24 protein-coding genes and 4 tRNA genes are annotated in these 25,513 nt (G+C 67.5%); 14 read left to right on the forward strand and 14 right to left on the reverse strand.

What is annotated here, in order from left to right; all coding sequences use genetic code 11:
- Nucleotides 1-11 precede the first annotated feature (11 nt).
- The 5 genes from dut (at nucleotide 12) to dxs (ending at nucleotide 6,980) form a co-directional block, all read left to right on the forward strand.
- Entirely contained in the window at nucleotides 12-464 is a 453-nt protein-coding gene (gene dut / locus EER34_RS11665) for a dUTP diphosphatase (RefSeq protein ID WP_205791571.1), read from the forward strand.
- Complete coding sequence (locus EER34_RS11670) at nucleotides 461-1,060, forward strand: DUF3710 domain-containing protein (RefSeq protein ID WP_127475011.1); 600 nt, start codon at nucleotides 461-463, stop codon at nucleotides 1,058-1,060. The genes dut and EER34_RS11670 overlap by 4 nt, the downstream gene beginning before the upstream one ends.
- Nucleotides 1,057-1,836 carry a DUF3159 domain-containing protein gene (locus EER34_RS11675; protein WP_127475012.1) on the forward strand — a complete coding sequence of 260 codons (780 nt, stop codon included), beginning with the start codon at nucleotides 1,057-1,059 and terminating at the stop codon, nucleotides 1,834-1,836. Before EER34_RS11670 ends, EER34_RS11675 begins: the two co-directional genes overlap by 4 nt.
- Before the next feature lie 136 nt (nucleotides 1,837-1,972).
- Nucleotides 1,973-4,801, forward strand: a complete 2,829-nt coding sequence (gene acnA, locus EER34_RS11680; protein ID WP_127475014.1) for an aconitate hydratase AcnA — start codon at nucleotides 1,973-1,975, stop codon at nucleotides 4,799-4,801.
- Between the two features lie 217 nt (nucleotides 4,802-5,018).
- On the forward strand, nucleotides 5,019-6,980 hold the full coding sequence (gene dxs, locus EER34_RS11685; RefSeq protein ID WP_127475016.1) for a 1-deoxy-D-xylulose-5-phosphate synthase: 1,962 nt from the start codon (nucleotides 5,019-5,021) through the stop codon (nucleotides 6,978-6,980).
- A 119-nt stretch (nucleotides 6,981-7,099) separates the two neighbouring features.
- Here dxs and EER34_RS11690 read toward each other — a convergent pair whose 3' ends face one another.
- The 4 genes from EER34_RS11690 to EER34_RS11705 all read right to left on the reverse strand — a co-directional run bounded on the left by EER34_RS11690 (nucleotide 7,100) and on the right by EER34_RS11705 (nucleotide 12,284).
- Complete coding sequence (locus tag EER34_RS11690) at nucleotides 7,100-9,244, reverse strand: 3-hydroxyacyl-CoA dehydrogenase NAD-binding domain-containing protein (protein WP_127475018.1); 2,145 nt, start codon at nucleotides 9,242-9,244, stop codon at nucleotides 7,100-7,102.
- Between the two features lie 9 nt (nucleotides 9,245-9,253).
- On the reverse strand, nucleotides 9,254-10,456 hold the full coding sequence (locus EER34_RS11695) for a thiolase family protein (protein WP_127475019.1): 1,203 nt from the start codon (nucleotides 10,454-10,456) through the stop codon (nucleotides 9,254-9,256).
- A gap of 72 nt (nucleotides 10,457-10,528) precedes the next feature.
- Nucleotides 10,529-11,728, reverse strand: coding sequence for a ribonuclease D (locus tag EER34_RS11700; protein ID WP_127475021.1), 1,200 nt, complete (start codon nucleotides 11,726-11,728; stop codon nucleotides 10,529-10,531).
- The gene (locus EER34_RS11705) at nucleotides 11,721-12,284 is read right to left on the reverse strand and encodes a DUF3000 domain-containing protein (RefSeq protein ID WP_127475652.1); all 564 of its coding nucleotides are present in this window, start codon (nucleotides 12,282-12,284) and stop codon (nucleotides 11,721-11,723) included. The genes EER34_RS11700 and EER34_RS11705 overlap by 8 nt, the downstream gene beginning before the upstream one ends.
- A 52-nt stretch (nucleotides 12,285-12,336) precedes the next feature.
- Between EER34_RS11705 and EER34_RS11710 the strand changes: the two genes are divergently transcribed.
- Nucleotides 12,337-13,557, forward strand: a complete 1,221-nt coding sequence (locus EER34_RS11710; protein WP_127475023.1) for an alpha/beta hydrolase family protein — start codon at nucleotides 12,337-12,339, stop codon at nucleotides 13,555-13,557.
- A gap of 9 nt (nucleotides 13,558-13,566) precedes the next feature.
- Here the strand turns inward: EER34_RS11710 and EER34_RS11715 are convergent, their stop codons facing one another.
- Together EER34_RS11715 and EER34_RS11720 are read right to left on the reverse strand one after the other, a co-directional pair.
- Nucleotides 13,567-14,007 (reverse strand): SufE family protein, encoded by a 441-nt coding sequence (locus EER34_RS11715; protein WP_127475025.1) that lies wholly within the window; start codon nucleotides 14,005-14,007, stop codon nucleotides 13,567-13,569.
- Between the two features lie 45 nt (nucleotides 14,008-14,052).
- The gene (locus EER34_RS11720) at nucleotides 14,053-14,955 is read right to left on the reverse strand and encodes a sulfurtransferase (protein WP_127475027.1); all 903 of its coding nucleotides are present in this window, start codon (nucleotides 14,953-14,955) and stop codon (nucleotides 14,053-14,055) included.
- A gap of 120 nt (nucleotides 14,956-15,075) precedes the next feature.
- Here EER34_RS11720 and zapE point away from each other — a divergent pair, with 120 nt between their 5' ends.
- The 3 genes from zapE to EER34_RS11735 all read left to right on the forward strand — a co-directional run bounded on the left by zapE (nucleotide 15,076) and on the right by EER34_RS11735 (nucleotide 18,138).
- Nucleotides 15,076-16,104, forward strand: coding sequence for a cell division protein ZapE (gene zapE, locus EER34_RS11725; protein ID WP_127475029.1), 1,029 nt, complete (start codon nucleotides 15,076-15,078; stop codon nucleotides 16,102-16,104).
- A gap of 160 nt (nucleotides 16,105-16,264) precedes the next feature.
- Nucleotides 16,265-17,533, forward strand: coding sequence for an ammonium transporter (locus tag EER34_RS11730; protein ID WP_127475031.1), 1,269 nt, complete (start codon nucleotides 16,265-16,267; stop codon nucleotides 17,531-17,533).
- 74 nt (nucleotides 17,534-17,607) lie between these two features.
- Complete coding sequence (locus tag EER34_RS11735) at nucleotides 17,608-18,138, forward strand: type II toxin-antitoxin system PemK/MazF family toxin (RefSeq protein ID WP_127475033.1); 531 nt, start codon at nucleotides 17,608-17,610, stop codon at nucleotides 18,136-18,138.
- 45 nt (nucleotides 18,139-18,183) lie between these two features.
- On the opposite strand, the gene EER34_RS11740 is transcribed toward EER34_RS11735, so the two are convergent.
- Nucleotides 18,184-18,259: transfer RNA gene (locus EER34_RS11740), tRNA-Val, on the reverse strand.
- Between the two features lie 155 nt (nucleotides 18,260-18,414).
- Here EER34_RS11740 and EER34_RS11745 point away from each other — a divergent pair.
- From EER34_RS11745 to EER34_RS11765, 5 genes are all read left to right on the forward strand, one after another.
- Nucleotides 18,415-18,487: transfer RNA gene (locus tag EER34_RS11745), tRNA-Gly, on the forward strand.
- 54 nt (nucleotides 18,488-18,541) lie between these two features.
- Nucleotides 18,542-18,615: transfer RNA gene (locus EER34_RS11750), tRNA-Cys, on the forward strand.
- Between the two features lie 27 nt (nucleotides 18,616-18,642).
- Nucleotides 18,643-18,717, forward strand: a tRNA-Val gene (locus EER34_RS11755).
- 153 nt (nucleotides 18,718-18,870) lie between these two features.
- Entirely contained in the window at nucleotides 18,871-19,140 is a 270-nt protein-coding gene (locus EER34_RS11760) for a SinR family protein (RefSeq protein ID WP_127475035.1), read from the forward strand.
- A gap of 259 nt (nucleotides 19,141-19,399) precedes the next feature.
- The gene (locus EER34_RS11765) at nucleotides 19,400-19,672 is read left to right on the forward strand and encodes a hypothetical protein (protein WP_127475037.1); all 273 of its coding nucleotides are present in this window, start codon (nucleotides 19,400-19,402) and stop codon (nucleotides 19,670-19,672) included.
- On the opposite strand, the gene EER34_RS11770 is transcribed toward EER34_RS11765, so the two are convergent.
- From EER34_RS11770 to EER34_RS11800, 7 genes are all read right to left on the reverse strand, one after another.
- Nucleotides 19,669-22,431 carry a phage tail tape measure protein gene (locus EER34_RS11770; protein WP_127475039.1) on the reverse strand — a complete coding sequence of 921 codons (2,763 nt, stop codon included), beginning with the start codon at nucleotides 22,429-22,431 and terminating at the stop codon, nucleotides 19,669-19,671. The genes EER34_RS11765 and EER34_RS11770 overlap by 4 nt on opposite strands.
- Nucleotides 22,428-22,922 (reverse strand): hypothetical protein, encoded by a 495-nt coding sequence (locus tag EER34_RS11775; protein ID WP_127475040.1) that lies wholly within the window; start codon nucleotides 22,920-22,922, stop codon nucleotides 22,428-22,430. The genes EER34_RS11770 and EER34_RS11775 overlap by 4 nt, the downstream gene beginning before the upstream one ends.
- A gap of 338 nt (nucleotides 22,923-23,260) precedes the next feature.
- Nucleotides 23,261-23,635, reverse strand: coding sequence for a terminase (locus EER34_RS11780; RefSeq protein WP_127475042.1), 375 nt, complete (start codon nucleotides 23,633-23,635; stop codon nucleotides 23,261-23,263).
- A 115-nt stretch (nucleotides 23,636-23,750) separates the two neighbouring features.
- The gene (locus EER34_RS11785) at nucleotides 23,751-23,945 is read right to left on the reverse strand and encodes a hypothetical protein (RefSeq protein ID WP_127475043.1); all 195 of its coding nucleotides are present in this window, start codon (nucleotides 23,943-23,945) and stop codon (nucleotides 23,751-23,753) included.
- A gap of 2 nt (nucleotides 23,946-23,947) precedes the next feature.
- Nucleotides 23,948-24,622, reverse strand: a complete 675-nt coding sequence (locus tag EER34_RS11790; RefSeq protein WP_127475045.1) for a hypothetical protein — start codon at nucleotides 24,620-24,622, stop codon at nucleotides 23,948-23,950.
- The gene (locus tag EER34_RS11795) at nucleotides 24,619-24,858 is read right to left on the reverse strand and encodes a hypothetical protein (RefSeq protein ID WP_127475046.1); all 240 of its coding nucleotides are present in this window, start codon (nucleotides 24,856-24,858) and stop codon (nucleotides 24,619-24,621) included. The genes EER34_RS11790 and EER34_RS11795 overlap by 4 nt, the downstream gene beginning before the upstream one ends.
- Nucleotides 24,859-24,878: 20 nt before the next feature.
- The gene (locus EER34_RS11800) at nucleotides 24,879-25,511 is read right to left on the reverse strand and encodes a hypothetical protein (RefSeq protein ID WP_127475048.1); all 633 of its coding nucleotides are present in this window, start codon (nucleotides 25,509-25,511) and stop codon (nucleotides 24,879-24,881) included.
- Between the last annotated feature and the right edge of the window lie 2 nt (nucleotides 25,512-25,513).

Here is a 25,513-nt window from a genome sequence, read left to right on the forward strand (position 1 = left end):
ACCCTCATTGGGTGACTGAAACGGTGGACGTCCCCATTATCGCCTCCGACGTCCCGGTGTACGCGCACCCGGGCGACGCCGGAGCCGACCTCGTGGCTGCGGAGGCGGTTCGCCTCGAGCCCGGCCACCGGGCGATGGTGGGGACCGGGGTGCGGATCGCGCTCCCGGAGGGCTACGTGGCGTTCGTCGTGCCGCGCAGCGGCCTCGCCGCCAAGCACGGCATCACCGTGGTGAACGCTCCGGGAACGATCGACGCCGGATACCGAGGCGAGATCAAGGTGATCCTGCTCAACACCGACGTCGCGGTCGCCCATGACATCGCCGTCGGCGACCGCATCGCCCAGATCATCGTGATGCCCGTGCCCCGCGCGCATTTCATCCCCGTGGAGTCCCTTCCCGACAGCGTCCGCGGCGAGGGCGGCTTCGGCTCCACGGGCTTCAAGAAGGACGGAGTCCTCGCATGACCGACCCCACATCCGCCGACGGCCCCCGCAAGGACGCTCCCGAGGACCGTGCCAGCGCCGGACCGTTCGACGAGTCCGAGGCGAACCCGGTCCGTCCGTACATCGACCTCGGCGGGATCAAGATACTCCCGCGCGAGGGCCTGAACCTCCGTCTCGAGGTGGAGGAGCAGACAAAGCGAATCGTGGCCGTCGGCCTGGACTACGCGGGTTCGACGCTCCAGGTGCAGCCGTTCGCCGCCCCGCGCACGGTCGGCCTCTGGGCCGAGACCCGTGAGCAGATCCGCGCCCAGATCCGCCAGCAGGGAGGACGCGTCGAGGAGCGCGAGGGCCCGCTGGGTCCCGAGCTCCTGGCCGAGGTGCCGGTCGTGGCGGGCCCCGAAGGCACCGCCGGCAAGCGCTTGGCCCGCTTCATCGGCGTCGACGGCCCGAGGTGGTTCCTCCGCGGCGTGATCGGCGGCGCGGCGACCTCGGACGTCGATGCGGCCGCGGCCGTCGAAGACCTCTTCCGTTCCATCGTCGTGGTGCGCGGGGGGTCGCCGATGCCTCCTCGCGACCTCATCCCGCTGCGGATGCCGGCGACGCCGGGCGTCGCGTGACCGAGGACACCCGCCCGCCCGCGCCGTCGGGCGACACCGAATCCGGCGACGATGCCGGAGAGGGCGCAGCGGCTCAGGCGTCCGCATCCGACATCCTCGGCGCCGCCCTCGGCGACGCCGCCCGTCGGGCCGGACTCGACCCCAACGAGGGCAAGTCGACCGGTCACGTCGTCTGGGCAGCCATGGGCGGCTGGCGCGGTGTGCTCGAATCCGTGGTCCCCGGGCTGGTCTTCATCCTCGCCTACACGCTCACGATCGATCCCGCCTCCGGCGAGGGCGACCTGTGGCTCTCGCTGGGACTGTCCGTGGGCATCGCGGCGATCTTCACCGTCGCGCGGCTCATCGCCCGGCAGCCCATCACCGCTGCCGTCGGCGGCCTCGTCGCGGCGGGGGTCGCCGCTGCCTTCGCGGCGTTCACCGGTGAGGCGAGCAACAACTTCATCCCGGGGTTCATCACCAATGCGCTGTACGGCACCGCGTTCCTCGTCTCCGCGCTCATCGGATGGTCGCTGATCGGCCTGGCCGTCGGCTTCCTGATGGGCGAGGGGACGGCGTGGCGCAAGGACAAGCGCAAGCGGCGGGCCTTCTTCTGGCTCGCGATCGCCTGGGCGTCGCTCTTCGCCGCGCGCCTCCTCGTGCAGCTCCCGCTCTACTTCGCCGACAACGTCACGGCTCTCGGCATGCTGAAGCTCGTCATGGGCCTGCCGCTGTTCGCACCGCTCCTGGCGGTCACGTGGCTCGCCGTCCGGGCGCTCTATCCGCCGGAGCGGAAGTGATACATTTATCTTGATATCAAGATAAATTGACCCCGCCGAGGCTTAGGTCACCCTCACTAGCCGAGGGCTCCGGAGCGGGGGAAGATGGGGAGTGCCGGACCTTGCCCCGCTCCCGCCGCCGACGAAGGAGACAGACGTGTCCACGGTTGACAGCTTCGGTGCCAAGAGCACCCTGACGGTCGGCAGCACCGACTACGAGATCTTCCGCATCGACACCGTCGACGGCTACGAGAAGCTCCCGTTCAGCCTCAAGGTGCTGCTCGAGAATCTGCTTCGCACCGAGGACGGCGCGAACGTCACGAAAGAGCAGATCGAAGCACTCGGATCGTGGGATGCCGCGGCAGAGCCGAACACCGAGATCCAGTTCACGCCTGCCCGCGTCGTGATGCAGGACTTCACGGGCGTTCCCTGCATCGTCGACCTCGCCACGATGCGCGAAGCGGTCGTGACGCTCGGTGGTGACGCCACCAAGATCAACCCGCTCTCACCGGCCGAGATGGTCATCGACCACTCCGTCATCGCCGACCTCTTCGGCACCGAGAACGCCCTCGAGCGCAATGTCGAGATCGAGTACGAGCGCAACGGCGAGCGGTACCAGTTCCTCCGCTGGGGCCAGACCGCCTTCAACGACTTCAAGGTCGTCCCGCCGGGCACGGGCATCGTCCACCAGGTCAACATCGAGCACCTGGCGAAGGTCATCTACGACCGTTCCGTCGGCGGCGTGCTCCGCGCCTACCCCGACACCTGCGTCGGCACCGACTCGCACACGACGATGGTCAACGGCCTCGGCGTGCTGGGCTGGGGCGTCGGCGGCATCGAGGCCGAGGCTGCCATGCTCGGCCAGCCGGTCTCGATGCTCATCCCCAAGGTCGTGGGCTTCAAGCTCTCGGGCGCGATCCCCACCGGCGTCACCGCGACCGACGTCGTTCTGACGATCACCGACATGCTGCGCAAGCACGGCGTCGTCGGCAAGTTCGTCGAGTTCTACGGCGAAGGCGTGGCATCCGTCCCGCTCGCCAACCGCGCCACCATCGGCAACATGAGCCCCGAGTTCGGCTCGACCGCCGCGATGTTCCCGATCGACAGCGTGACCATCGACTACCTGCGCCTCACGGGCCGTGACGAGCAGCAGCTCGCGCTGGTCGAGGCGTATGCCAAGGAGCAGTCGCTGTGGCACGATGCCTCGCGCGAGCCGGTGTTCAGCGAGTACATGGAGCTCGACCTCTCGACGGTCGTCCCGTCGATCGCCGGTCCCAAGCGCCCGCAGGACCGCATCGTCCTCTCGCAGGCGAAGCAGCAGTTCGAAAGCGACCTCACCAACTACGCGGAGATCGATCACGATCTGGTCGACCTCGAGGGCTCTGAGTCGTTCCCGGCATCCGACCCGCCCGGAAACTCGCCCGAAGACGAGTACAGCCGCCACGAGCACCACCACCACAGCCACGCGCCCGCGACGGCGTCGAAGCCCACCCCGGTCACGCTCGAGGGCGGGGAGAGGTTCGTCCTCGACCACGGCGCGGTGACCATCGCGGCGATCACGTCGTGCACCAACACGTCGAACCCGTCGGTCATGCTCGCTGCGGGCCTGCTCGCACGCAACGCCGTGAGGAAGGGGCTCAAGGCCAAGCCGTGGGTCAAGACCACCCTGGCTCCGGGCTCGAAGGTCGTCACCGACTACTACGAGAAGGCCGGCCTCACCAAGGACCTCGAGGACCTCGGCTTCTTCACCGTCGGCTACGGCTGCACCACGTGCATCGGCAACTCGGGTCCCCTCATCGAGGAGGTCTCCGCCGCGATCAACGAGAACGACCTCGCCGTCACGGCGGTGCTGTCGGGCAACCGCAACTTCGAGGGCCGCATCAACCCCGACGTGAAGATGAACTACCTCGCGAGCCCGCCTCTCGTGATCGCCTACTCGCTCGCCGGCTCGATGAACTTCGACTTCGAGGTCGACCCCCTCGGCACCGATCAGGACGGCAACGACGTGTTCCTGCGCGACATCTGGCCGGACTCGGCCGAGGTGCAGGCCACGATCGACTCGTCGATCAACAAGGAGATGTTCACCCATCAGTACGCGAGCGTCTTCGAGGGCGACGAGCGGTGGCGCACCCTCCCGACGCCGACCGGCGACGTCTTCGAGTGGGACGACGCGTCCACCTACGTCCGCAAGCCCCCGTACTTCGACGGCATGACGATGGAGCTGACCCCGGTCACCGACATCACGGGCGCCCGCGTGATGGCCACGCTGCTCGACTCGGTCACCACCGACCACATCAGCCCTGCCGGCAACATCAAGGTCGACAGCCCGGCCGGCCGGTACCTCGCCGAGCACGGCGTCGACCGCAAGGACTTCAACTCCTACGGCTCGCGCCGCGGCAACCACGAGGTGATGATCCGGGGCACGTTCGCGAACATCCGCCTGAAGAACCAGCTGGTCCGTGCGGTGAACGACGGCGCCGAGGTCGAGGGCGGCTTCACCCGCGACTTCACCCAGGAGGGCGGCCCGCAGTCGTTCATCTACGACGCCAGCCAGAACTACCAGGCCGCGGGCACCCCGCTCGTCATCTTCGGCGGGAAGGAGTACGGCTCCGGCTCGTCCCGCGACTGGGCGGCCAAGGGCACGAGCCTCCTGGGCGTCAAGGCGGTCATCACGGAGAGCTTCGAGCGCATCCACCGCTCGAACCTCATCGGCATGGGTGTCGTCCCGCTGCAGTTCCCCGCAGGCGAGAGCTGGGCCTCGCTCGGACTCGACGGCACCGAGATCGTCTCGATCTCCGGGCTCGAGCAGCTGAACGAGGGCATCACGCCCAAGACGGTGCACGTGACGGCGTCGCCGAGCGAGTTCTCGGCGGCCGGCAAGGAGACCGTGGAGTTCGACGCGGTCGTCCGCATCGACACGCCCGGAGAGGCCGACTACTACCGCAACGGCGGAATCCTGCAGTACGTGCTGCGCTCGCTCGTCTGACGCGCGTCGCGAAGGGGCCGGGGTCGTTCGACCCCGGCCCCTTCGCGCACCCACCTCAGGACAGGCCGGGATCCGTGGCCTCCGAGAACGGTGAGGACGCCCTGCGAGTGTTCTGCGATGCGCCGATCCAGGCGGGCACAGTGGGGCCGCCGGGTAGACTGTTCTCGGCGTCCGAGGCGGGCGCCGACCTGTCTGCACCACCGATGGAGGGAGTCACATGGCGCTGTTGTCCTCCATCACCGGGCCCCGGGATCTCGACGGGCTCAGCACGTCGCAGCTGCAGGAGCTCGCCGGCGAGATCCGCGCGTTCCTCATCGAGAACGTCGCCCGAACGGGTGGTCACCTCGGCCCGAACCTCGGCGTCGTCGAACTCACCATCGCCCTTCACACGGTGTTCGACTCGCCCGCCGACCCGTTCATCTTCGACACCGGGCACCAGTCGTATGTGCACAAGCTCCTCACAGGTCGTCAGGACTTCACCAACCTGCGTTCACGCGGTGGACTCGCCGGCTACCCGCAGCGGTCGGAGAGCCCGCACGACGTCGTCGAGTCGTCGCACGCGTCGAGCTCGCTGAGCTGGGCAGACGGGGTCTCGCGAGCCCTCACCCGCACCGGCCGCAAGGACCGTCACGTGGTCGCCGTCGTCGGAGACGGGTCGCTGACCGGCGGGATGACGTGGGAGGCCCTCAACAACATCTCCGACGACAACGACCGCAACCTCGTGATCGTCGTGAATGACAACGGCCGCTCCTACGCGCCCACGATCGGCGGAATGGCCCGGTATCTGAACCGAGTGCGAACCGCCGACACCTACCGCACCCTTCACCGCGGGTCGGACACGCTCTTCCGCAAGCTCGGCCCTGCCGCCCGCGCGGTCTACCGCGGCGTCCGCGGCGGCACCCACGGGTTCCTCTCCCGCTTCACCAACAACGCGGCGCTGTACTCGAACCTCGACATCAAGTACCTGGGTCCCGTCGACGGACACGACCTGCCGACCCTCATCGAGACCCTCAGGCTGGCGAAGTCGTACGGTGCGCCCGTCATCGTGCACGCGATCACCGAGAAGGGCCGCGGCTACCAGCCCGCCCTCGACGACGAGGCCGACCAGTTCCACGCGGTCGGCAAGATCGACCCTGCAACGGGGAAGACCGTCGGCAGTTCGGGCGGTGCCCCTGCGTGGACCGACGTGTTCGCCGACGAGCTCGTCTCGGTGGGGGAGAAGCGCGACGACATCATCGCGATGACGGCGGCCATGCTCCGGCCCACCGGATTGCTGCCGTTCGCCCAGCGCTTCCCGGATCGCGTCTACGATGTCGGGATCGCCGAGCAGCACGCGGTCGCGTCAGCCGCGGGCCTCGCCTTCGGGGGCCTCCACCCGGTCGTCGCGATCTACGCCACGTTCATCAATCGCGCCTTCGATCAGGTGCTGATGGATGTCGCGCTCCACCGCGCCGGGGTGACGTTCGTGCTGGATCGCGCCGGCGTCACCGGGCCGGATGGTCCCAGCCATCACGGCATCTGGGATCTCGCGATGCTGCAGCTCGTGCCGCACATCCGCATCGCCGTCCCTCGCGACGCCGAGCGGCTGCGCGAAGAACTGCAGGAGGCAGTGGCCGTCGGCGATGCGCCCACCGTGATCCGCTTCCCCAAGGGAGGCGTCAGCCCCGAGCTGACAGCGATCGAACGTCTCGACGACGGGGTCGACGTCCTCGTGCGCTCCGAGGCGCAGGACGTGCTCATCGTCGGCATCGGACCGATGGCGCACATCGCGGTCGATGTCGCGAACCGCCTGCGCGCGCAGGGGATCGGCGCCACCGTCGTCGACCCGCGATGGGTGGTGCCCGTCCAGCCGTCGATCGTCGAGCTCGCGGCATCCCACCGCCTCGTCATCACGATCGAGGACGGTATCCGCGTCGGAGGCATCGGGACCCGCGTACGCCAGGTGCTGCGTGAAGCGGGAGTCGACACGGCCGTCGACGAGCTCGGCGTGCCCGACGAGTTCATCGATCACGCGACTCGCGAGCAGATCCTCGAGGATGCCGGACTCACGCCGGCCAAGATCGCCCAGGATGTCGTGTCCCAGGTGCTCGGGACGCGCATCCCGGTCGCCCGTGGGGCGTCGACCGCCGAGATTCCGACGATCGGGTCGTTCTCGCGCAGCCAGGAGAGCCAGCGCTAGATCGTGTACCCCGCCGACGTTCGGCGGCGCGGCACGCGATCGGACGAGGTCTTCCTCGCGCCCGTACGTCGAAGGGCGGCTCTCCCGCAGGAGGACCGCCCTTCGACGTTCGCAGCCGACTAGTCGCCGATGCCCGTGATCACGGGGTGGTGGAACGTGTCGCCGAAGACGCGCTCGGAGGCCCCCTCGCGGTCGAGGTACGGCGACGCGCCGCCGTCGATGAAGGGCCAGCCCGCACCGAGGATGAGGCAGAGGTCGATGTCTTCGACCTCGGGCACGACGCCCTCGTCGAGCATGATCCTGATCTCCTTCGCGAGCCCGTCCTGGACGCGCCGGAGGATCTCCGCCTCGCTCGACGGCGACGAGCCGACGGCGCCCTTGAGCACCTTCTCCGCGGCCTTCGTCCAGCCGGTCACGCGCCCGCTCTTGTCCTTCTCGACGACCTCCGGCAGCTCCGCGAGCCGGTGGAAGTTCTCCGAGGCGTAGAAGCGCTCGGGGAATGCCGTGACCATCGTGTCCTGCACGTGGGCAGCGACCTTCCATCCCACGAGATCGATGAGCTGGAACGGCGTCATCGGCAGGCCGAGCGGCTGGAACGCCTTCTCGACCGTGAGGAGCGGCGTTCCCTCGTACACGGCGCGCGCGGCCTCGCCCATGACCTTCGCGAGAAGGCGGTTCACGACGAAGCCCGGTGCGTCGGCGGTGAGGACCGCGTTCTTGCCGAGACCCTTCGCGACGACGAAAGCGGTCGAGAGCGCGGCGTCCGAGGTGTTCGGGGTCTTCACGATCTCGATGAGCGGCATCACCGCCACCGGGTTGAAGAAGTGGAAGCCGACGAGCCGCTCCGGGTTCGCGAGCTTCGCGCCGATCTCCTCGACCGAGAGCGAGGAGGTGTTGGTGGCGAGGATCGCATCCTCGGCGATGATCTGCTCGATCTCGCCGAACACGGTCTGCTTGACGCCGACTTCCTCGAACACGGCCTCGATCACGAAGTCGCAGTCCGCGTAGAGGCTCTTGTCGGTCGTGCCCGTCACGAGCGCGCGCAGGCGGTTGGCGGCATCGGCGTCGAGCCGGCCCTTGGCCTCGAGCTTGCCGATCTCGTCGTGGATGTACGCCACACCCTTGTCGACTCGGGCCTGGTCGAGGTCGGTGATGAGCACCGGAACCTGGAGCTTGCGCACGAAGAGCAGCGCGAACTGGCTCGCCATGAGACCGGCGCCGATGATGCCGACCTTGGTCACCTTCTTGGCGAGGCCCTTGTCGGGTGCACCGACGGGGCGCTTCGCCCGCTTCTGCACGAGATCGAACGCGTACATGGACGCGGCGAACTGATCGCCCGTGACGAGGTCGGCAAGCGCCTCGTCCTCACGGGCGAAGCCCTCGGCCTTCGTGCCGCCCTTCGCCTTCTCGAGCAGCTCGAGCGCCGCGTAGGGAGACTTCGGCACGGTGCCGATCTTCGACTCGAGCATGCCGCGGGCCATCTTGATCGCGATGGGCCACTTCGTCAGACGCTCGATCTTGCCCGGCTCGTTCCGGCGGTCGACCTTGACGCCGCCGGCGAGCACGGCGTCCGCCCACTTCAGCGAGTCCTCGAGGTAGTTCGCTGCGGGGAAGATCGCGTCGAAGATCCCGTAGTCGAACGCCTGCTGGGGCTTCAGCATCCGGTTCTGCTTGAGCGGGTTCGAGATGACGACCTCGAGCGCGTTCTCGATTCCGATGAGGTTCGGCAGCAGGTAGGCGCCGCCCCAGCCGGGGATGATGCCGAGGAACACCTCGGGCAGCGCGACGGCGGCCGCTGAGGCATCCACCGTTCGATACGACGAGTTGAGTGCGATCTCGAGTCCGCCGCCGAGCGCGAGGCCGTTGACGAAGGCGAACGACGGCACGCCCAGCGTGCCGAGCTTGCCGAACACGTGGTGCCCGAGCTGGGCGATGAGTCGCGCGTTGTCCTTCGACCCGACCTTGGAGATGTCGGACAGGTCGGCACCGGCGGCCAGGATGTACTGCTTGCCGGTCACCGCCACGGCCTGGATCTCGCCGGCGGCGGCGCGGGCCTTCAGCGCATCGAGGGTGGCGCCGAGCTCGGTGAGCGTCGTGGGCCCGAGCGTGTTGGGCCGGGTGTGGTCGCGCCCGTTGTCGAGCGTGATGAGGGCGAGCACCCTGCCGGAGGCGAGACGGATGTCGCGGACCCGCGAGTGGGTGACGACCTCTCCCTCGGCGAGCGCGTTCAGCGGGGAGAAGTCGACGTCTTCGTAGTTCGTCATCGAGATGTCCTACTTCTTCTTGCCGTTGTAGTGGGGGTTCTCCCAGATGACCGAGCCGCCCTGCCCGAGGCCGACGCACATCGCGGTGAGCCCGTAGCGGACGTCGGGACGCTCGGCGAACTGGGCCGCGAGCTGGATCATCAGGCGCACGCCGGAAGCCGCCAGCGGGTGCCCGAGTGCGATCGCGCCGCCCCACTGGTTCACGCGCGGGTCGTCGTCGGCGATGCCGAAGTGGTCGAGCAGTGAGATCACCTGGATGGCGAACGCCTCGTTCAGCTCGAACAGTCCGATGTCGGTGATCGAGAGCCCGGCCTTCTTGAGCGCCTTCTCGGTCGACGGGATCGGACCGATGCCCATGATCTCGGGCTGCACACCCGCAAAGGCGAACGAGACCAGCTTCATCTTCGGAGCGAGGCCGAGCTCTTTGACCGCTCCGCCGCCGGCGAGCAGCGACATCGTCGCGCCATCGGTCAGCGGCGACGACGTGCCTGCGGTGACGCGACCGTGCGGGCGGAACGGCGTCTTGAGCGCGGCGAGGTCCGCCATCGTGGTCTGGGGGCGGCGACCCTCGTCGTCGGTGGCGAGCCCCCATGTGCCCTCGGCATCCTTGATCGCCACCGACACGAGGTCGGGCTGGATCTTGCCGGCGTCGTAGGCGGCCTGCGCCTTGTGCTGGCTGAGCATGCCGTAGCGGTCGGAGCGCTCCTTGGTGAGGTGCGGGAACCGGTCGAAGATGCGCTCGGCGGTGACGCCCATGTTCAGTGCGCCGGGGTCGACCATGCGCTCGGAGACGAACCGCGGATTGGGGTCGGCGTTGCCGCCGATGGGGTGGTGGCCCATGTGCTCCACGCCACCGGCGAGGGCGACGTCGTACATGCCTACGCCGATCGAGCCCGCCATGGTGGTGACGCTCGTCATGGCGCCCGCGCACATTCGGTCGATCGCGAACCCGGGGACGCTCTGGGGCAGCCCGGCGAGGATCGCCACGCTGCGCCCCAGGGTGAGACCCTGGTCGCCCGTCTGCGACGTCGCGGCGATGGCCACGTCGTCGATGCGGTCCTTCGGAACGCCGGGGTTGCGCTCCATCAGTCCGATCGTCGCCTTCACGGCGAGATCGTCCGATCGGGTGTTCCAGTACATGCCTTTCTCGCCGGCGCGCCCGAAGGGGGTGCGCATTCCATCGACGAAGAAGACGTCCGAAATCTCGGCCACTCTGCCTCCAAAAATAGGGATGCCGCCAGCCTAGGTACGCGCCGGAACGCCCGGAAAACGGGTGGGGGATTCCTACGAAGCGGTTTCCGGCGCCGTCTCGACCGCTTGCACGGAATCCACAAAGGCATCGGCGATCACCTGTGAGGTCTGCGCAATCTGCCAGGCTCTGGCTCCGAGTCCGAGGAGGGCTTCGCCGACCGACGCCGCGGTCACCGGCTCCGGAGGAGCCCACGCGACGCGCCGCAGAAGTTCGGGGGTGAGGAGGTTCTCGGTCGGCATGTTCAGCTCTTCGGCCCGCTTCTCCACGGCGGGTCGCGCGGCCTTGAGCCGTGCGTCGGCCTCGGGGTTGCGGTCGGGCCACGCACGGGGCGGAGGGAGCGAGTCGCCCCCGGTCGCACGTTCCAGCGGGAGATCCTTCGACGCGCGTCCGTCTTCGATCGCCGCCCACCAGCGGTCGAGCTGAGACCGGCTCGCCCTCCCCGTGAACTCCTTCACGGCCGCGAGGTCCTGCTTCGACTTCGGGTCGGCGAGGACTGCCGCCACGAGGGCACGGTCGGGCACCAGGCGCCCCGGTGCGACGTCCTCCGCGACGGCGAAGTCCTCCCGCGCCGTCCAGAGCGCACGCGCGACCGCGAGCGCCTTGCGGCCGCGCACGGTGTGGAGTCCGCTGAGCCGGCGCCAGGGCTCCTCGCGCGGCGGCTTCGGTTCACGCTCAAGCACCGCACGGAACTCCTCGGCGGCGAATTCGGTCTTCTGCTGCTCCTCGAGCTCCGCGGCGAGGGCGTCGCGAACGTCGACGAGGTGCTCGACATCCAGTGCCGCGTACTCGAGCCACGACTGGGGGAGCGGCCGCGTCGACCAGTCCGACGCGGAATGCGCCTTGGCCAGCGTGATGCCGAGGGTGTCCTCGACCACCGCGCCGAGTCCGACGCGCTCGTGGCCGAGCAGCCGCGCGGCCAGTTCGGTGTCGAACATCGACGCCGGCTCGAGGCCGAGCTCGCGCAGCGACGGAAGATCCTGACTCGCGGCGTGGAGGATCCATTCGGCGTCGCCGATCGCGTCCTGCAGCGAGCCGAACTCGCCGATGGGCGGGGGATCGAACAGGAACACACCCGCTCCGCGACGGAAGACCTGGATCAGGTAGGCACGCTGCGAGTAGCGGAACCCCGACGCGCGCTCCACGTCGACCGCGACAGGACCGTACCCGTTCGCCAGTCGCCGCGACGCGTCGACCAGGTCCTCGAGCCGATCGATGACGACGTAATCAGTCACGCGTCGCCCTACGCGAACCCAGCATTGCAATCCCTTCCGAGCCCGGCGGAAGACCCGCGAGCATGCACACAAGCTCTGCCCATGCTTCCACGTGCGGCGCGATCGCGCCTTCCGGCGACCAGGAGGCCCGCAGTTCGATCTGCGCGCCGTCGCCTTCGGATGCGAGAGAGCCGAACCCCTTCGACAGCGTCTTGGTCGCGGTGCCGGAGGCCGAATGGAACGCCGCACGCCGCGATTCCAAGGCATCCGTGAGCCACGCCCACGCGACATCCGCCAGCATCGGATCGACGCCGATGTCGGGCTCGAGCGGCGCCTGCGCGAAGCAGACGATGCGCCACGGCCCATTCCACTGCGCCGGCTCGTCGGGATCGTGCAGCAGGATGAACCGCCCCGTCCCGTACGCCGACTCGACGCCCTCATCCTCCGGCCGGACGTCGCCCGCCAGCGCGAGCGCGTTCGTCGCCAGCCCGGTCGGCGCGGGGATCTCGCGGACGGACAGGTCTCCGCGGAATTCGATCGCCCGCACCTGTTCGGCCACGTTCGCGAACGGCGTCATAGCCGCCGGGGGACGATGCTCAGCCACGCGGACAGACTAGAGTGAGGCCTCGATGGTCGCCTCCAGGCGCGCCGCGATGGGCGGCGCATCACCCACTCTCCTTGCCGGGATCCGGCCCGCGCTCACTGTGATCAGCGTGGCCCTCGCCGGTGTGCTCTCCGCGATGGCGGTCGCGTCCATCCACATGGCGCGCCGCGTCGTGACACCGGCCGTGCGTCTCCCCGACACGCGGATCCTGTCGCTCGACACCGCGGCGCAGACGATCACGCTGTCGCGCACGCCCGACACCGAGCTTCCCGGACGCTACGGCCTGTTCACGAGCGGCACGTCGGACTACGTCAAGCTCGGCTCCGTGCTCTCCGAGGACGAGACGAGCGTGAAGCGCAAGCTGCTCACTCATGTCGCCTCCGATGCCCGCCTGTCGCCGGATGCGGCCTTCAGCGGCTGGTATTACGACCGTCCCGAGCAGCTGCAGCTCCCGTTCACCCCCGAGCTCATCGGCTCTGCGGTCGGCCCGTGCCCCGCGTGGCTGTTCCCTGCAGGCGCCGGTGGCGTCTGGGTCATCCAGATCCACGGCCGGGGGACGACCCGAGCGGAGTGTCTGCGGGCGGTGCCGCTGTTCCACCGGAACGGAATCACGTCGCTCGTCGTCTCGTACCGCAACGACGGCGAAGCGCCGCGCAGCCGAGCGGGCACCTACACGCTCGGTGCCACGGAGTGGCGCGATGTGGACGCCGCCGTCGGGTTCGCGCGTCGTCGCGGAGCCGAGCGGATCATCCTCATGGGATGGTCGATGGGCGGAGCGATCGCCCTCCAGATCTCGCTGAACTCGGCGCACCGGGCCGCGATCACCGGGCTGATCCTCGAGTCGCCCGTCGTCGACTGGCGACTCGTCCTCGAGTATCAGGCCCGGCTCATGAGGGTTCCGCCCACCGTCAGCCGGCTGGCGATCGGAGCGCTGCAGAGCGATTGGGCGACGCCCGTCACCCGCGCTGGGGGCGCGATCCCGTTCGACCGCCTCGACGTCGTCGCGCGCGCGCAGGAGCTGCGGCATCCGATGCTCATCCTTCACAGCGACGACGACGGATTCGTCCCCTCGGACGCCTCCCACGACCTCGTCGCGGCGCGACCGGACATCGTCCAGCTCGAGGTGTTCGAGGTGGCTCGGCACACCAAGCTCTGGAACTACGATCAGGAGCGCTGGAGCGAGCGCATCGGCGGGTGGCTGGCCGAGCACGACCTGACTCCGACGCCGCCCTCCGCCGAGGACTGACGAGCGGCCTCAGGGGCGGCGCTTCGCCTGCACCTGGCGCTTCGCACGCATGAGCATGCCGGTCATTCCGGAGATGCGCAGCGGGGAGACGACGCGTGTGAGCCCGATGCTCTGCGGGAAGTCCGCGGGGATCGCGAGGACCTCGTCGGCCGTCAGCCCCGTGATGCCCTGCGCGAGGATGCTCGCGAATCCTCGCGTGGTCGGCGCCTCGGGCGGTGCCGTGGCGTGCATGGCCACCACGCCGGCGTCATCGACGTCGATGACGATGAACACGGGGGACTGGCACTCGGCCACCCGCTCGTAGAGTTCCGGGTGCCCTTCGAACTCGGCGGGCACCGGCGGCAGCTCCTGCGAGAACTCCAGCAGCAGCTGCAGCCGATCGGACTCGGGGAGCTCGAGGAACTCGTCGCGGATCTCGGCAAGACTCGCGGGAAGCACGGGGTCGGACATCCCCGCCATCATTTCACGGGAGAGGGTGGGGCGGATGCCTCGTCCTCAGCGAGCAGGAAGCTCACCGGGCTCTGAGCCCGACACGATCGGCACGCGCACGGCGCTGCCCCACTCGGTCCACGAGCCGTCGTAGTTGCGTACGTGCTCGAATCCGAGCAGGTGCTTGAGGACGAACCACGTGTGGCTGGATCGCTCGCCGATGCGGCAGTATGCCACGACCGCATCGTCGTCCTGCAGGCCGACCTCGTCACGGTAGATCGCGTCGAGCTCCGCGCGCGGCTTGAAGCCGCCGTCCGCGGCCACCGCTCGCGCCCACGGAACGCTCTTCGCGGTCGGGATGTGCCCGGCGCGAAGCGCGCCCTCTTCGGGATAGGCGGGCGCCGAGGTGCGCGAGCCGTCGTACTCCTCGGGGGAGCGGACGTCGATGAGCGGGCTGCCCAGGTGCTCGAGCACATCGTCCTTGTACGCGCGCAGCGCGGTGTCGTCGCGCTCGACGACGGGATACTCGGTCGGTGCGCGGCCGGCGGGTTCCGTCGTGATCGGGCGGCCCTCCGCGATCCACTTGTCGCGACCGCCGTCGAGCAGCCGCACGTCCTCGTGGCCGAAGAGCGAGAACACCCACAGCGCATACGCAGCCCACCAGTTGTTCTTGTCGCCGTAGATCACGACGGTGTCGTCACGCGAGATCCCCTTTCTGCCGAGGAGTTCCGCGAAGCCGGCGCCGTCGACGTAGTCGCGCACCACCGGGTCGTTGAGCTCGGTGTGCCAGTCGACTTTGACCGCACCGGGGATATGGCCCGTCTCATAGAGGAGGACGTCTTCGTCGGATTCGACGACGACGAGACCGGGCTCACGCAGTCGCGCCTGGAGCCAGTCGCCTGTGACGAGGCGCCGGGGTTCGGCGTACTCGGCGAACTTGGCGGACGACGTGTCGGTCTCGACGGTCATGGCGATGCTCCTCGGTCAGGGCGAAAGGGGAAGACGACTAGGGTTGAACCGTCCTCTCCGACCCTAGATTCCCGGGCGAGGCCCCATCCTCCTTCTGTAAGACTCCGACACAGGATCCGTATGACCGCCTCCGCCGCCCGCACCGGCATCGTCCACCTCGCGGAGCGCACCCCGCAGCTCGCGGGCGCAGAGATGGTCGCCGCGCTCGTACCGCCCCCGCAGTTCGCCGACGCGACGTTCGACACGTACCGCGCGGACCCGGAATTCCCTTCACAGCAGGAGGCGAAGGACCTGCTCCGAGCTTTCTGCGGCGCGGGCCAGCTGGCGAAGGGCGGCTTCTTCCGCAAGGCGAAGAGGCCGGAGGTGAAGCCCGGCGTCTACCTCGACGGAGGGTTCGGCGTCGGCAAGACGCATCTGCTCGCGTCGATCTATCACGCGATGCCGGCACGGCGGAAGTACTTCGGCTCGTTCATCGAGTACACCGCGCTCGTCGGGGCGATGGGCTATCAGAACACGGTCGAGCTGTTCCGCGGAGCCGACCTGCTCTGCATCGACGAGTTCGAGCTCGACGATCCGGGCGACACGATGGTGATGACGCGGCTGCTCGCGGAGCTCGTCTCATCCGGCACGCGGCTGGCCGCGACATCCAACACCCCACCCAACGCCCTCGGCGAGGGCCGGTTCGCCGCGCAGGACTTCCTGCGCGAGATCCACGCGATGGCGTCCAGCTTCCAGACGATCCGCATCGACGGCACGGACTACCGCCACCGCGCGGTCGACGGGCACGCCGCGGTGCTGTCCGCGCCGCAGTACGAGGCTGCGATCGCGGATGCCGCGGCCGCCGGCACTGCGTCGGACGACACGTTCGCCCAGCTCATCGCCCACCTCGCCAAGGTGCATCCCTCGCGTTACATCCGGCTCATCGAGGGCATCACTGCCGTGGGACTGCGCGAGGTGGAGCCGTTCACCGATCAGTCCGCCGCGCTGCGATTCGTCGCCTTCATCGACCGGGTGTACGACGCCGAGCTGCCCATCCGGGCGACGGGCGTCTCGCTCGACCTGGTCTTCCCCGACGAGATGCTCTCGGGCGGCTATCGGAAGAAGTACCTGCGCGCGATCTCGCGCCTGGTGGCGTCGACTCTCGCCTGATTCACGGCACCCGTCCGCCCCCGCGAAACACGATGTTTACGCACACGCGCTTCACGTAACCGGCGGGAAACACAGGGTGAACCGCGGCCGAAACGGGCCGTCGCGACACTGGGGGGACCCGACGCTACACCTGCGTCCCTGCAGAGAGGTTCACCCCGAGATGGATCAAGGCAACACCGCATTCATCCTGATATGCGCGGCACTCGTCCTTCTGATGACGCCCGGACTCGCGTTCTTCTACGGCGGACTCGTCAAGGCCAAGAGCGTCATCAGCATGATGATGCTCAGCTTCGGCGCCATGGGCCTGATCGGCGTCCTGTGGGTCGTCTACGGCTACGCGATCGCGTTCCCCGGCTCTGAGGGCCTCGTCGCCCCCTGGGCGATCGACTGGAACAACATCGGCCTTTCGGCGCTCATCGAGGTTCCGGAGGGCGCAGCGTTCCCGCCGCTCGCATTCGTCGCCTTCCAGGCGACCTTCGCCATCATCACCGTCGCGCTCGTCTCCGGCGCCATCGCCGACCGGGCGAAGTTCGGCTCGTGGCTGATCTTCGCCGCGCTCTGGGCAACGATCGTGTACTTCCCGGTCGCCAGCTGGGTGTTCAACTTCGGCCTCGCCGAGGACGGCAGCTTCGCCTACGGCGGCTGGATCACCTACGGCCTGCAGGAGTGGTTCGGCCTCGGTGCGATCGACTTCGCCGGTGGTACTGCGGTCCACATCAACGCCGGTGCCGCAGCACTCGCCCTCGCGCTCGTCCTGGGCAAGCGGGTCGGCTTCCAGAAGGGCGTCCACGTCCCGCACAACCCGCCGTTCGTCCTGCTCGGCGCCGGTCTGCTGTGGTTCGGCTGGTTCGGCTTCAACGCGGGCTCCGAGCTCGCCGCCGACGGCACCGCAGCGCTCGCGTTCGTCAACACGATCGCCGCTCCCGCAGCAGCGCTCCTGGCCTGGCTGATCGTCGAGAAGATCAAGGACGGCAAGCCGACGTCGGTCGGTGCCGCTTCGGGCGCCGTCGCGGGCCTCGTCGCCATCACGCCTGCGTGCGCGTCGCTGACGCCGATCTGGGCCGTCGTGCTCGGCCTCATCGCCGGTGCCGTCTGCGCGCTCGCGATCGAGCTGAAGTTCAAGTGGGGCTTCGACGACTCGCTCGACGTGGTGGGCATCCACCTCGTGGGCGGTCTGATCGGAACGCTGTACCTGGGCTTCTTCGCCACCAACACCGGTCTGTTCACCGGTGGCGACGGCACGCAGCTCCTCGTTCAGGCCATCGCCGCCGTCTCGGTGCTCGTGTACTCGTTCGTCCTCGCCTGGGTCATCGGCTTCGCGATCGAGAAGACGGTCGGCTTCCGCGTGAAGAACGAGGACGAGGTCGCCGGGATCGACACGGTCGTGCACGGCGAGGAGGGCTACGTGCTCGAGGGCGCTCGCGCCTGATCCTCATCCACAGCACAGGAGGGGCGTCGCGGATCTTCCGCGGCGCCCCTCCTCGTTCGCGTTAGGGTGACGACGTGACGCAAAGCCCCGGCATCCTGAGCCGCATCGCGCAGCTGTTCCACCCCACGACAAGGAAGAGCAGCTCGACCTCGCGCGTAACGCCCGGAGACGATGAACCGGGGCGGAGCGGGGCGACGGCGACCGTCGAGATCGTCCCCCCGGCACGGGACGCCCTCAGGATCTCCTACGCCCCCGACGCCGACGGCGACCCGGACGCCGGCGAGATCGTGTGGACGTGGGTGCCGTACGACGAGCGCGACGGGCGGGGAAAGGACCGGCCCGTGCTGGTCATCGCGCACGAGAACGCCGACTGGGTGTACGTCGTTCGACTCACCAGTAAGTCGCACGACGGCGAACGCGACTTTCTGGCGATCGGCGCGGGCGCCTGGGACTCGCAGGGCCGACCTTCATGGGTCGACGTCGAGCAGATCTACCGCGTGCATCGGGACGGCATGCGGCGCGAGGCATCCGTCCTCGATCTCGACAGGTTCGCTCGGGTCGCCGACGCGCTCCATCGACGCTACGGCTGGGCGGTCGGGGCCTGAATCCCGCCCCCGCGAACGACGAAACCCCGCCGGGGCGGGGGGTCGTGGTGGGCGATACCAGACTCGAACTGATGACCTCTTCCGTGTGAAGGAAGCGCGCTACCAACTGCGCCAATCGCCCGTGGCCCCGTGGGGCCGAGACTCGATCCTACCCGATGCCGAGGCCTGTCTCGAACCGGGACGGGGAGACACGCGCGGGCCGCGCTCGGTTTTGCGTCATGCGATTCGTGGGATAAAGTCTTTCAAGTGCCCGGGTGAGAAACGCGGGAACGAAATGCGGATGTAGCGCAGTTGGTAGCGCACAACCTTGCCAAGGTTGGGGTCGCGAGTTCGAGTCTCGTCATCCGCTCGAGTGCAGGGACTTCTCCCCGGAGGAGTCACGGCACGTGGGGTCAAACCACACGGTGGCGTGGCCGAGCGGCTAGGCACCGGCCTGCAAAGCCGTTTACACGGGTTCGAATCCCGTCGCCACCTCCACTCCCGGTCCCGACCGGAGCACGACTCGGGCGATTGGCGCAGCGGTAGCGCGCTTCCCTGACACGGAAGAGGTCACTGGTTCGATCCCAGTATCGCCCACCAAAAAGCCCCCGGAAATCCGGGGGTTTTTGCGTGACACGGTGACCTAGGGCAATATCTGGGCAATAACGCCCGGGACGATGTCTAGCTCTGACCGACTGGTCGCGATACGTTCGCGCCAGACCCGTCGCACGGACGGAGATTTGGGGCAGGTCAATGACGACGTACATGGTGGGCTACGACCTGGGCAAGCCGGGGCGGGACTACGACGGCCTGCACGAGTATTTGAAGTCCTTCCGCACCTACTGGCACAACCTTGACAGCACGTGGCTGGTGGTCACTTCGGAGTCTGCCGAACAGCTTCGAAACGGGGCCGGTCGATTCCTCGACAACAGCGACAAGCTGCTCGTGTGCCAGGTTACGACGCCAGGGGCTTGGCGTGGGTTCGGGGAGTCTGGCTCAGAGTGGCTCATGAAATACCTGTAGTGGCTTAGCATTCAGCCCCCTGGATGCTCGGTAGGTCCGGCTCGTTTGGCTGCCGCTCGGAGCGCGTCTAGTGCTGCGATGCGCGCGGCTAAGACTGCAATTGCTGACCTGTGTAGGCGTCAGCCAAACGATTCGCGGACTGGGAGGTTCCATACCGGCGGCTGTGAGGATGCTGACATCGCGGCGACGCGACCAAGAGGTGTCGGTAGGTAGTCGTAGCCTCCAAGGCACACCCACCCGAGGTGAAAGAAGGAACGCCATGAAGGTCACAATGAAGTGGAACCAGCAGGGCCTGCGACAGCTCGAGCGCGACATCGCTGCGGGTACGAAGCGGATCGCGGAGGAGGCGATCGAGAAGCTTGACCGCTCGGCCCGCGCCCAGTTTGGCGGCAAGCCGGCTGACGAGATCCGCGAGCCGATCCAGCGCCTATTCGCAAACGGCGGCGTGAACGTTACGGACCCCGAACTCGGTGGGTACGTGGACGCTGTGAGCGGCAACAGCCCGTTCAAATGGCACGTCAGTCTCCGCTAGCTGTTCATCTTTCCGCGACGGTCGGCCCTGTCACTGGTCCGAGCCGCAGACGCGACCGCGTTCCCCGCGATCACCCGTGCATGAGTGAGGATCGACCCGTCCGCGTCGACCAGCGTGACGGTGTCAGGGAAGCTCACACCACTGCCTGCACTGGTTCCACCAGCCTGCGCGCCGCCGTATGCCGGCATCCAGACTGTATGCTGCTGCGCGTCACTCCATTGGCCGGCGCGAGCGGCAGCGCGCATCGCTTCTACAGCGGCGTGCCCGCCGAAACCACGGACCTCCGTCGCGGACAGCATGTGTTCCTCGTCGGACGCCATGATCGGGATCGAATCCGAAGTCGACGTACCCGGCCCGTTGATCCGGCCACCACTGGCACGACGCATGATGCCACCACCGACCTGGGACACCACCAGCACCGGGTCTGCGGTGTCCACATAGTTCAGAGCAGCCTTCAGCCTGGCCAGTGCCGCCTCCGCGCCGGCCGTGTCGTGCAGCACCTTGAACTTTGCTTCGTCGGGAATGGCGTAGATCTTGTCCGCAAGATTCTCCGCTTCATCAGCCGACGCGCCCAGATCCGTCGCTCGGTCGATCAGCGCCTGCCGACCATCAATAAGCGACTGCTTATATGCGTCGGTGTTCTGGTCCAGGTCGAACTGTTTCTCTGCGGCGGCCTGCGACTTCGCGGCCATGTCGGTCAGCATCCCGAGGTTGTTGCGGCCCGCCTCAGTGGTGGTGTCCAATCCGAGCGCGTACCCCTCCGCACCCTCCCGAACCTTCCCGATCGCTTCCTCCACCCCGGCAAGTGCGTCCTGATAGGCGATGTTCGCTGATACGGCGTCCTGCCCCACCCCGTTCGCTTCAGTGATCATGTCGATGAGGGTGGACAGTTCGTCGTTGAACGCCTTGGACTCAGCCGCAGCATCCTTGTACGCCTCCGCCGCGGTCTGGGTTGATTCGGCGTTGTCATCGGTCGCGGTCTTCGACTGCCGGTTGATCTCCGTGCCACGCTCGAGGGCGTCGTTCTGTTCCCGCAGCGTCGTGACCATCGTGTTCAGCGCGCCGATCGCGTCCAGGCGGGTGAGGCCCGATTCCTTCATCACCTCATTCAGAGCCGTCTCGTCACCGTCCGCGGCTTTCAGGTACACGGATAGTTCCTTCATCGCGTCCGCGTTGCCCGTGGCCGCATCCTTCAGGGTGGTGAGGCTGGCACCCAGCTTCTCCGCCGCGTCGAACGCGGAACCTTTCGACATCCACGCCCACGACTGCTCCGCGGCCAGGTTGTCCACCGCGAGGTCGCGGGCGGCGTCACCGCCCTGCTGAAGCGCCTGCGCGTACGACTCGGCCCGCTGCTGCGCCTCGGCCTGTGCCGCCGCCAGAGCGCCGACAGTGGCCACCAGAGCGGTAATGGCGAGGGTCACCCCACCCCCGATGAGCGCGAACCGGGTGCCGGTGGTCGACAGTTCCGACAGGGACCGTTTCAGTTCGGCCAGCTTCGTCACCGCAAGGACCGACGCACCCCCAGTGAGGGCGACTGTCCCGGCCACGGCGGTGAAGATCCCGATCAGACCCTGCGCCGGTTCCGGCATCGCGGAGAACGCCTGCGCGAGCCCTGCCACACCATCCGCGCCGGCCTTCACCGCTGGCAGTAGCTGTTCACCCACCGAGATCGCGGCATCGTTGACGGAGTTGGTCATGATCTGCAACCGGGCCTCGGTCGTGTCGTACCGTTTGCGGGCCTCCTCGATCAGTGCAAGGTTGTCTTCCCACGCCCCGGACCCGAGTTCAAGGGATTCGCGGAGGAGGTCACCACTGTTCGCCATACCGAGGAGCGCTTGCGACACGCGGATATCCGACTGCCCGAGGTCCGAGAGAGTCTTGAAGACGTCGCCGCCCTCGGCGTTGATCCGCCCCAGGCCTTCGACGAACGTGGCGATTGCCTCAGCCGGCGCGGTCTGGAACGCCTTCGAGAACTCCGCCGACGACATCCCAGCCACCTGCGCGAACTGCTCAAGCTCTTCCCCACCCGCGGACACGCTCATGGCAATGTCCGTCATGATCCGGGAGATAGCCGTACCACCGGCCTCAGCCTCGATACCCACCGACGCGAGAGCGTTAGCGAACCCCAGAACCTGAGCCTCAGTCAGCCCCACGATCTTGCCCGCGCCCGCGATCCGCTGAGCCATCTGCACGATGTCACGCTCAGTCGACGCACCATCGTTACCGAGAGCGACCAGAGCCGCACCCAGATTGTCAACCTCTTCCGGGGCGGTCTGCATCACATTCATCAGTTGCGCGATCGACGTTGCCGCCTCATCCGCGGTCAGATTCGTCGTCTCCGACAGGTCGATCATCGTCTTCGTGAACGCCGCCACATCCTCACGGGCAACACCCAACTGCCCCGCAGCCTCAGCCACCGCAGCAATCTCCTGATGCGTCGCCGGAAGAGTCGTCGCCAGAGACCGCAACTGATCCTCAAGAACCTGCATCTGCTCCGTGGACCCGTCAACGGTCTTCGTGACCCCAGTCCACGCGGACTCCCAGTCAATCGCCGCCTTCGTCGCCAGTGCCGCAGCCGCGACCAGCGCCGCACCAGTGAGCATCGACGTCCGACCGAGCGACTGAAACGCCTCGCGCTTCTGAGTCAGCTTCTCCGCCTCAGTGCCCGTCTCACGGGTCGCTTTCGCAGCCTTCTGCATCCCGTCGATGTACTGCTGCATCTGCACCGAAAGGGTCGTCTTTACCTGCCGATCAGTCATTGCCCGGCCCCCTTCGCCTTCACGACCTCCGCGCGACGTGCCCGCGGTTTCGACTCATGGATGACCCAAAGCACCGTCGCCGCATCCTCCAGCGCCGGCCCATCCAGCAGGCCCGCGAACTCCGCCCACACCTCAGCCGCAACCGGCTCACCATCCACCAGAACCGTGGGCACCGTCTCACCGTTCACCCACGCCGACTCCACCGGATAGTTACGGACCACGGCGTGACTGTCGTAACCAACCGCGAAGTCATGCGTTGAACCCTTCCGCGGCGGACTCACGGCCGTCAGATCACACCACCGGGCTCCCGCGAGCTGCACGAACTCAATCCGCGCCACCACATCACCCACCGCGATCTCGAAACCATCCCGATCCGGGGCAGCCTCACGCGCAAGCGCGATCAGTTCCCCGATCCGAGAACCTGCCTCAGACGCCTCATCTGCGGGCGCGTTACCCGCGCGCATCTTCTCAATTAGCTGATCAATGGGCATTCTGGTTCTCCTCGGTTTCATCGATTGGGTTGCCGTTCTCGTCCACGACGGTCACGTACTTGAGCCAGTCATCCCGCGCGCGCTCTCGCGGCACCACAGGCGGTGGGTGCTTCCACCGGGCCATCAGGACGCCACCAGACAGCGCAGACAGCGACACACACGCTGCGGGAACGGGTACGTCGGGTAACGGTCGTAGAAGTCCCTCAGGAATGCGTCATGATCGCTCGGCGGGAGCCCGTCAAGTCCACGGTTGCGCTCGGTCATCAACACCGAACGACGATGCGCAGGAATGACAGCCTCAGCCAACGGTTCAACGGTTCGTGTCTTCCACCTAGCCATCAGCGCACCGCCCGCAACGGCCGATCCCACCGGGCCGCAGCACCAGCCTTGCCACGGGCCGTATTGAACCGGTCCTGAGCCGCAACGTCTTCAGGCAAGTGCAAGTCAGCGACGAGGCGAACGAACGCGGCCTGCTGCTGACGCAACTCACCCACGGCCGGATGCAACACACGCTGACCCATCGAGCCGGTAATCATCGTCCCGTCCGCGTCGACCGCCGCCGCCAGCGCGTCGATGCGATCGAGAGTGCGGCACACCTCGAGAAGCACCTCCGACTCCTTCGCGTCGAACTCCATATCCGCCGTCAGCGACAACCAAAACTTCGCGCCGCGCACGCCGAGTCCATCCGGGGCCTCTTCCTCGGTCTCACTCATCGAATCTGTCTCCAATCTGCATCCGAAAAAACGGGACCCTCGACCATGGATGTTTTCCAGACCTCCCCGACGGTATGGATGCGGGGAGTGATCGGGAGGCCCCGCGCACGGGGGGTCATGGTGTTGCTGACGGTCTCGGGTTGTACCGCGTGAGCTGTCCCTTGTCGTCGTACTCGTACTCGGGCAGTGGGTCGGTGTGCGGGTTGCCGTTGTTGTCACTCGGGTTGTCGTGGCGGGCTGCCGCGGATTTCTCTGCGATGCGTTGCGCGATGCTCTTGGTTGGGGTCAGGTTCAGGTCGCGGAGGGTCATGGTCAGAGTCCTTTGAGTGCGTTGATGACGGTCTTGACGTGGACGGGGATGGCCTGCTCAGCGGAGGAGGCGATGCGGTGTGCGGGTGTCCATATGGTCGCGACATCGAGGAGGGCTTCGCCTTCCCAGGGCAGGTGGTCGGTGATCCATTCGCGGACCGCGACCGCTGATGTCAGTTCGCGTGCTGCGGCGTCGATCTCTTCGAGTGCTTTGTGCATCCGGGTACGGGCCTTGTCTTCGGTCTTGCGGAAGGGGGTGAGGTTGGCCTGCATCTTTGTGCGTTCCGCGGCGAGGTCGTTGAGGACGAGGGGGAGCGCTTCTCGGTAGGCGCCGATCTGGTCTTCGAGCAGCTTCTTCTTCGCGGTTAGCGCTTGGGCTGCGTCGGTGACTACGACGCCGGTTCCGGTTCGGCCTGACTCTGCGGTGGCTCGTCCGTCAGCGACGCGGGCTGCTTGGACGTGCGTCCCCCAGTTGGTGATGAGGTTGGTGAGGTCGCTTGAGGTGTGGCCGATCTTGCCGTTCAGTTCGTCGAGCTCTGCGAAGAGTCTTGCGAAGTCTTTGGTGAGCGCTTCGAGCGGCGGGCGGGCGGAGGGGCCGAATGCGCCACCGTCGGTGGGGTTGGGGTTCTTGGTGCGGAGCATGGTTGTGCCTTTCGGTGTGCAGTTCGATGTGGTCATTTCTTCAGTCCACGGTGGAGTCGGATGGAGAGCGCGTCGTCTCTAGGTCGGATGGTCACGTCCCAGCCGTCAGCGACGAGGTGTGCGAGTGCGACCATTGCTGCGGGGCCGGCGAATGCGATGCGGTAGCGGTACTCGAGCGTGTCGTCGTCGTTGCTGACGAGCGACTCGGTGTGGCCGAATGCGCAGGCGATGCCCTGCTCTCTGAGTGCTCGGGTGGGACTCGGGTGGTTCATTGCCGTCTCCTTGGTCATGGTCAGTCGACCTCGTAGGAGCCCTGCATGTACAGGGCGTCGCCGTTTGCGAGTGCCCCGGGGTACGTGTTTGACAGGTTCGTGGCTGTCATGATCGGCCCCGCCGAGTTGCCGAGGGTCGCGTAGATGATCGACCCGCCTGGGATACGGGCCTGTACCGGGTAGATGATTCCCGCGGCCCGCGTCCACACGCCGGTGCCGACATGCTTGTACGCCGAGTCCGCGGGCGTGACAGGGGTAGAGAACCCGAACGCTGCTGAGGCGCTTGTGGTGGAACCTGCTGTGAACCGGAGGGCGTAGTGCACGTGCCGGCCGTTCTGCTGGTACTTCCCCGAACGGGTGCCGTTACCCAACGACAGGCCGGTGAGGGTCGGGGTCCACGACTTCCAGTCATGGAAGATCGCGTCCCAGTTCGTGCCGTCATGCAGGTACTCGGTGTCGACGGCGGTGTCGAACCAGCCGAGCCCTTCACGGGCATAGTCGTACGCGGTACGTTCCGCCGTCGACCCGATCAGTCGTGTACCGACCTTCCCGGCGTACGCGGCCACTTCGGTCATGTCGACAGCCGTGTCGGGGGGTGCCGCAGCGAGGTAGATCGGGGCACCGGTCGTTGGGTTGTTTGAGCTCGCCGTCATGG

Origin of the sequence: Microbacterium sulfonylureivorans (assembly GCF_003999995.1) — a bacterium.
In the GTDB taxonomy this organism is placed as follows: Bacteria; Actinomycetota; Actinomycetes; order Actinomycetales; family Microbacteriaceae; genus Microbacterium; species Microbacterium sulfonylureivorans.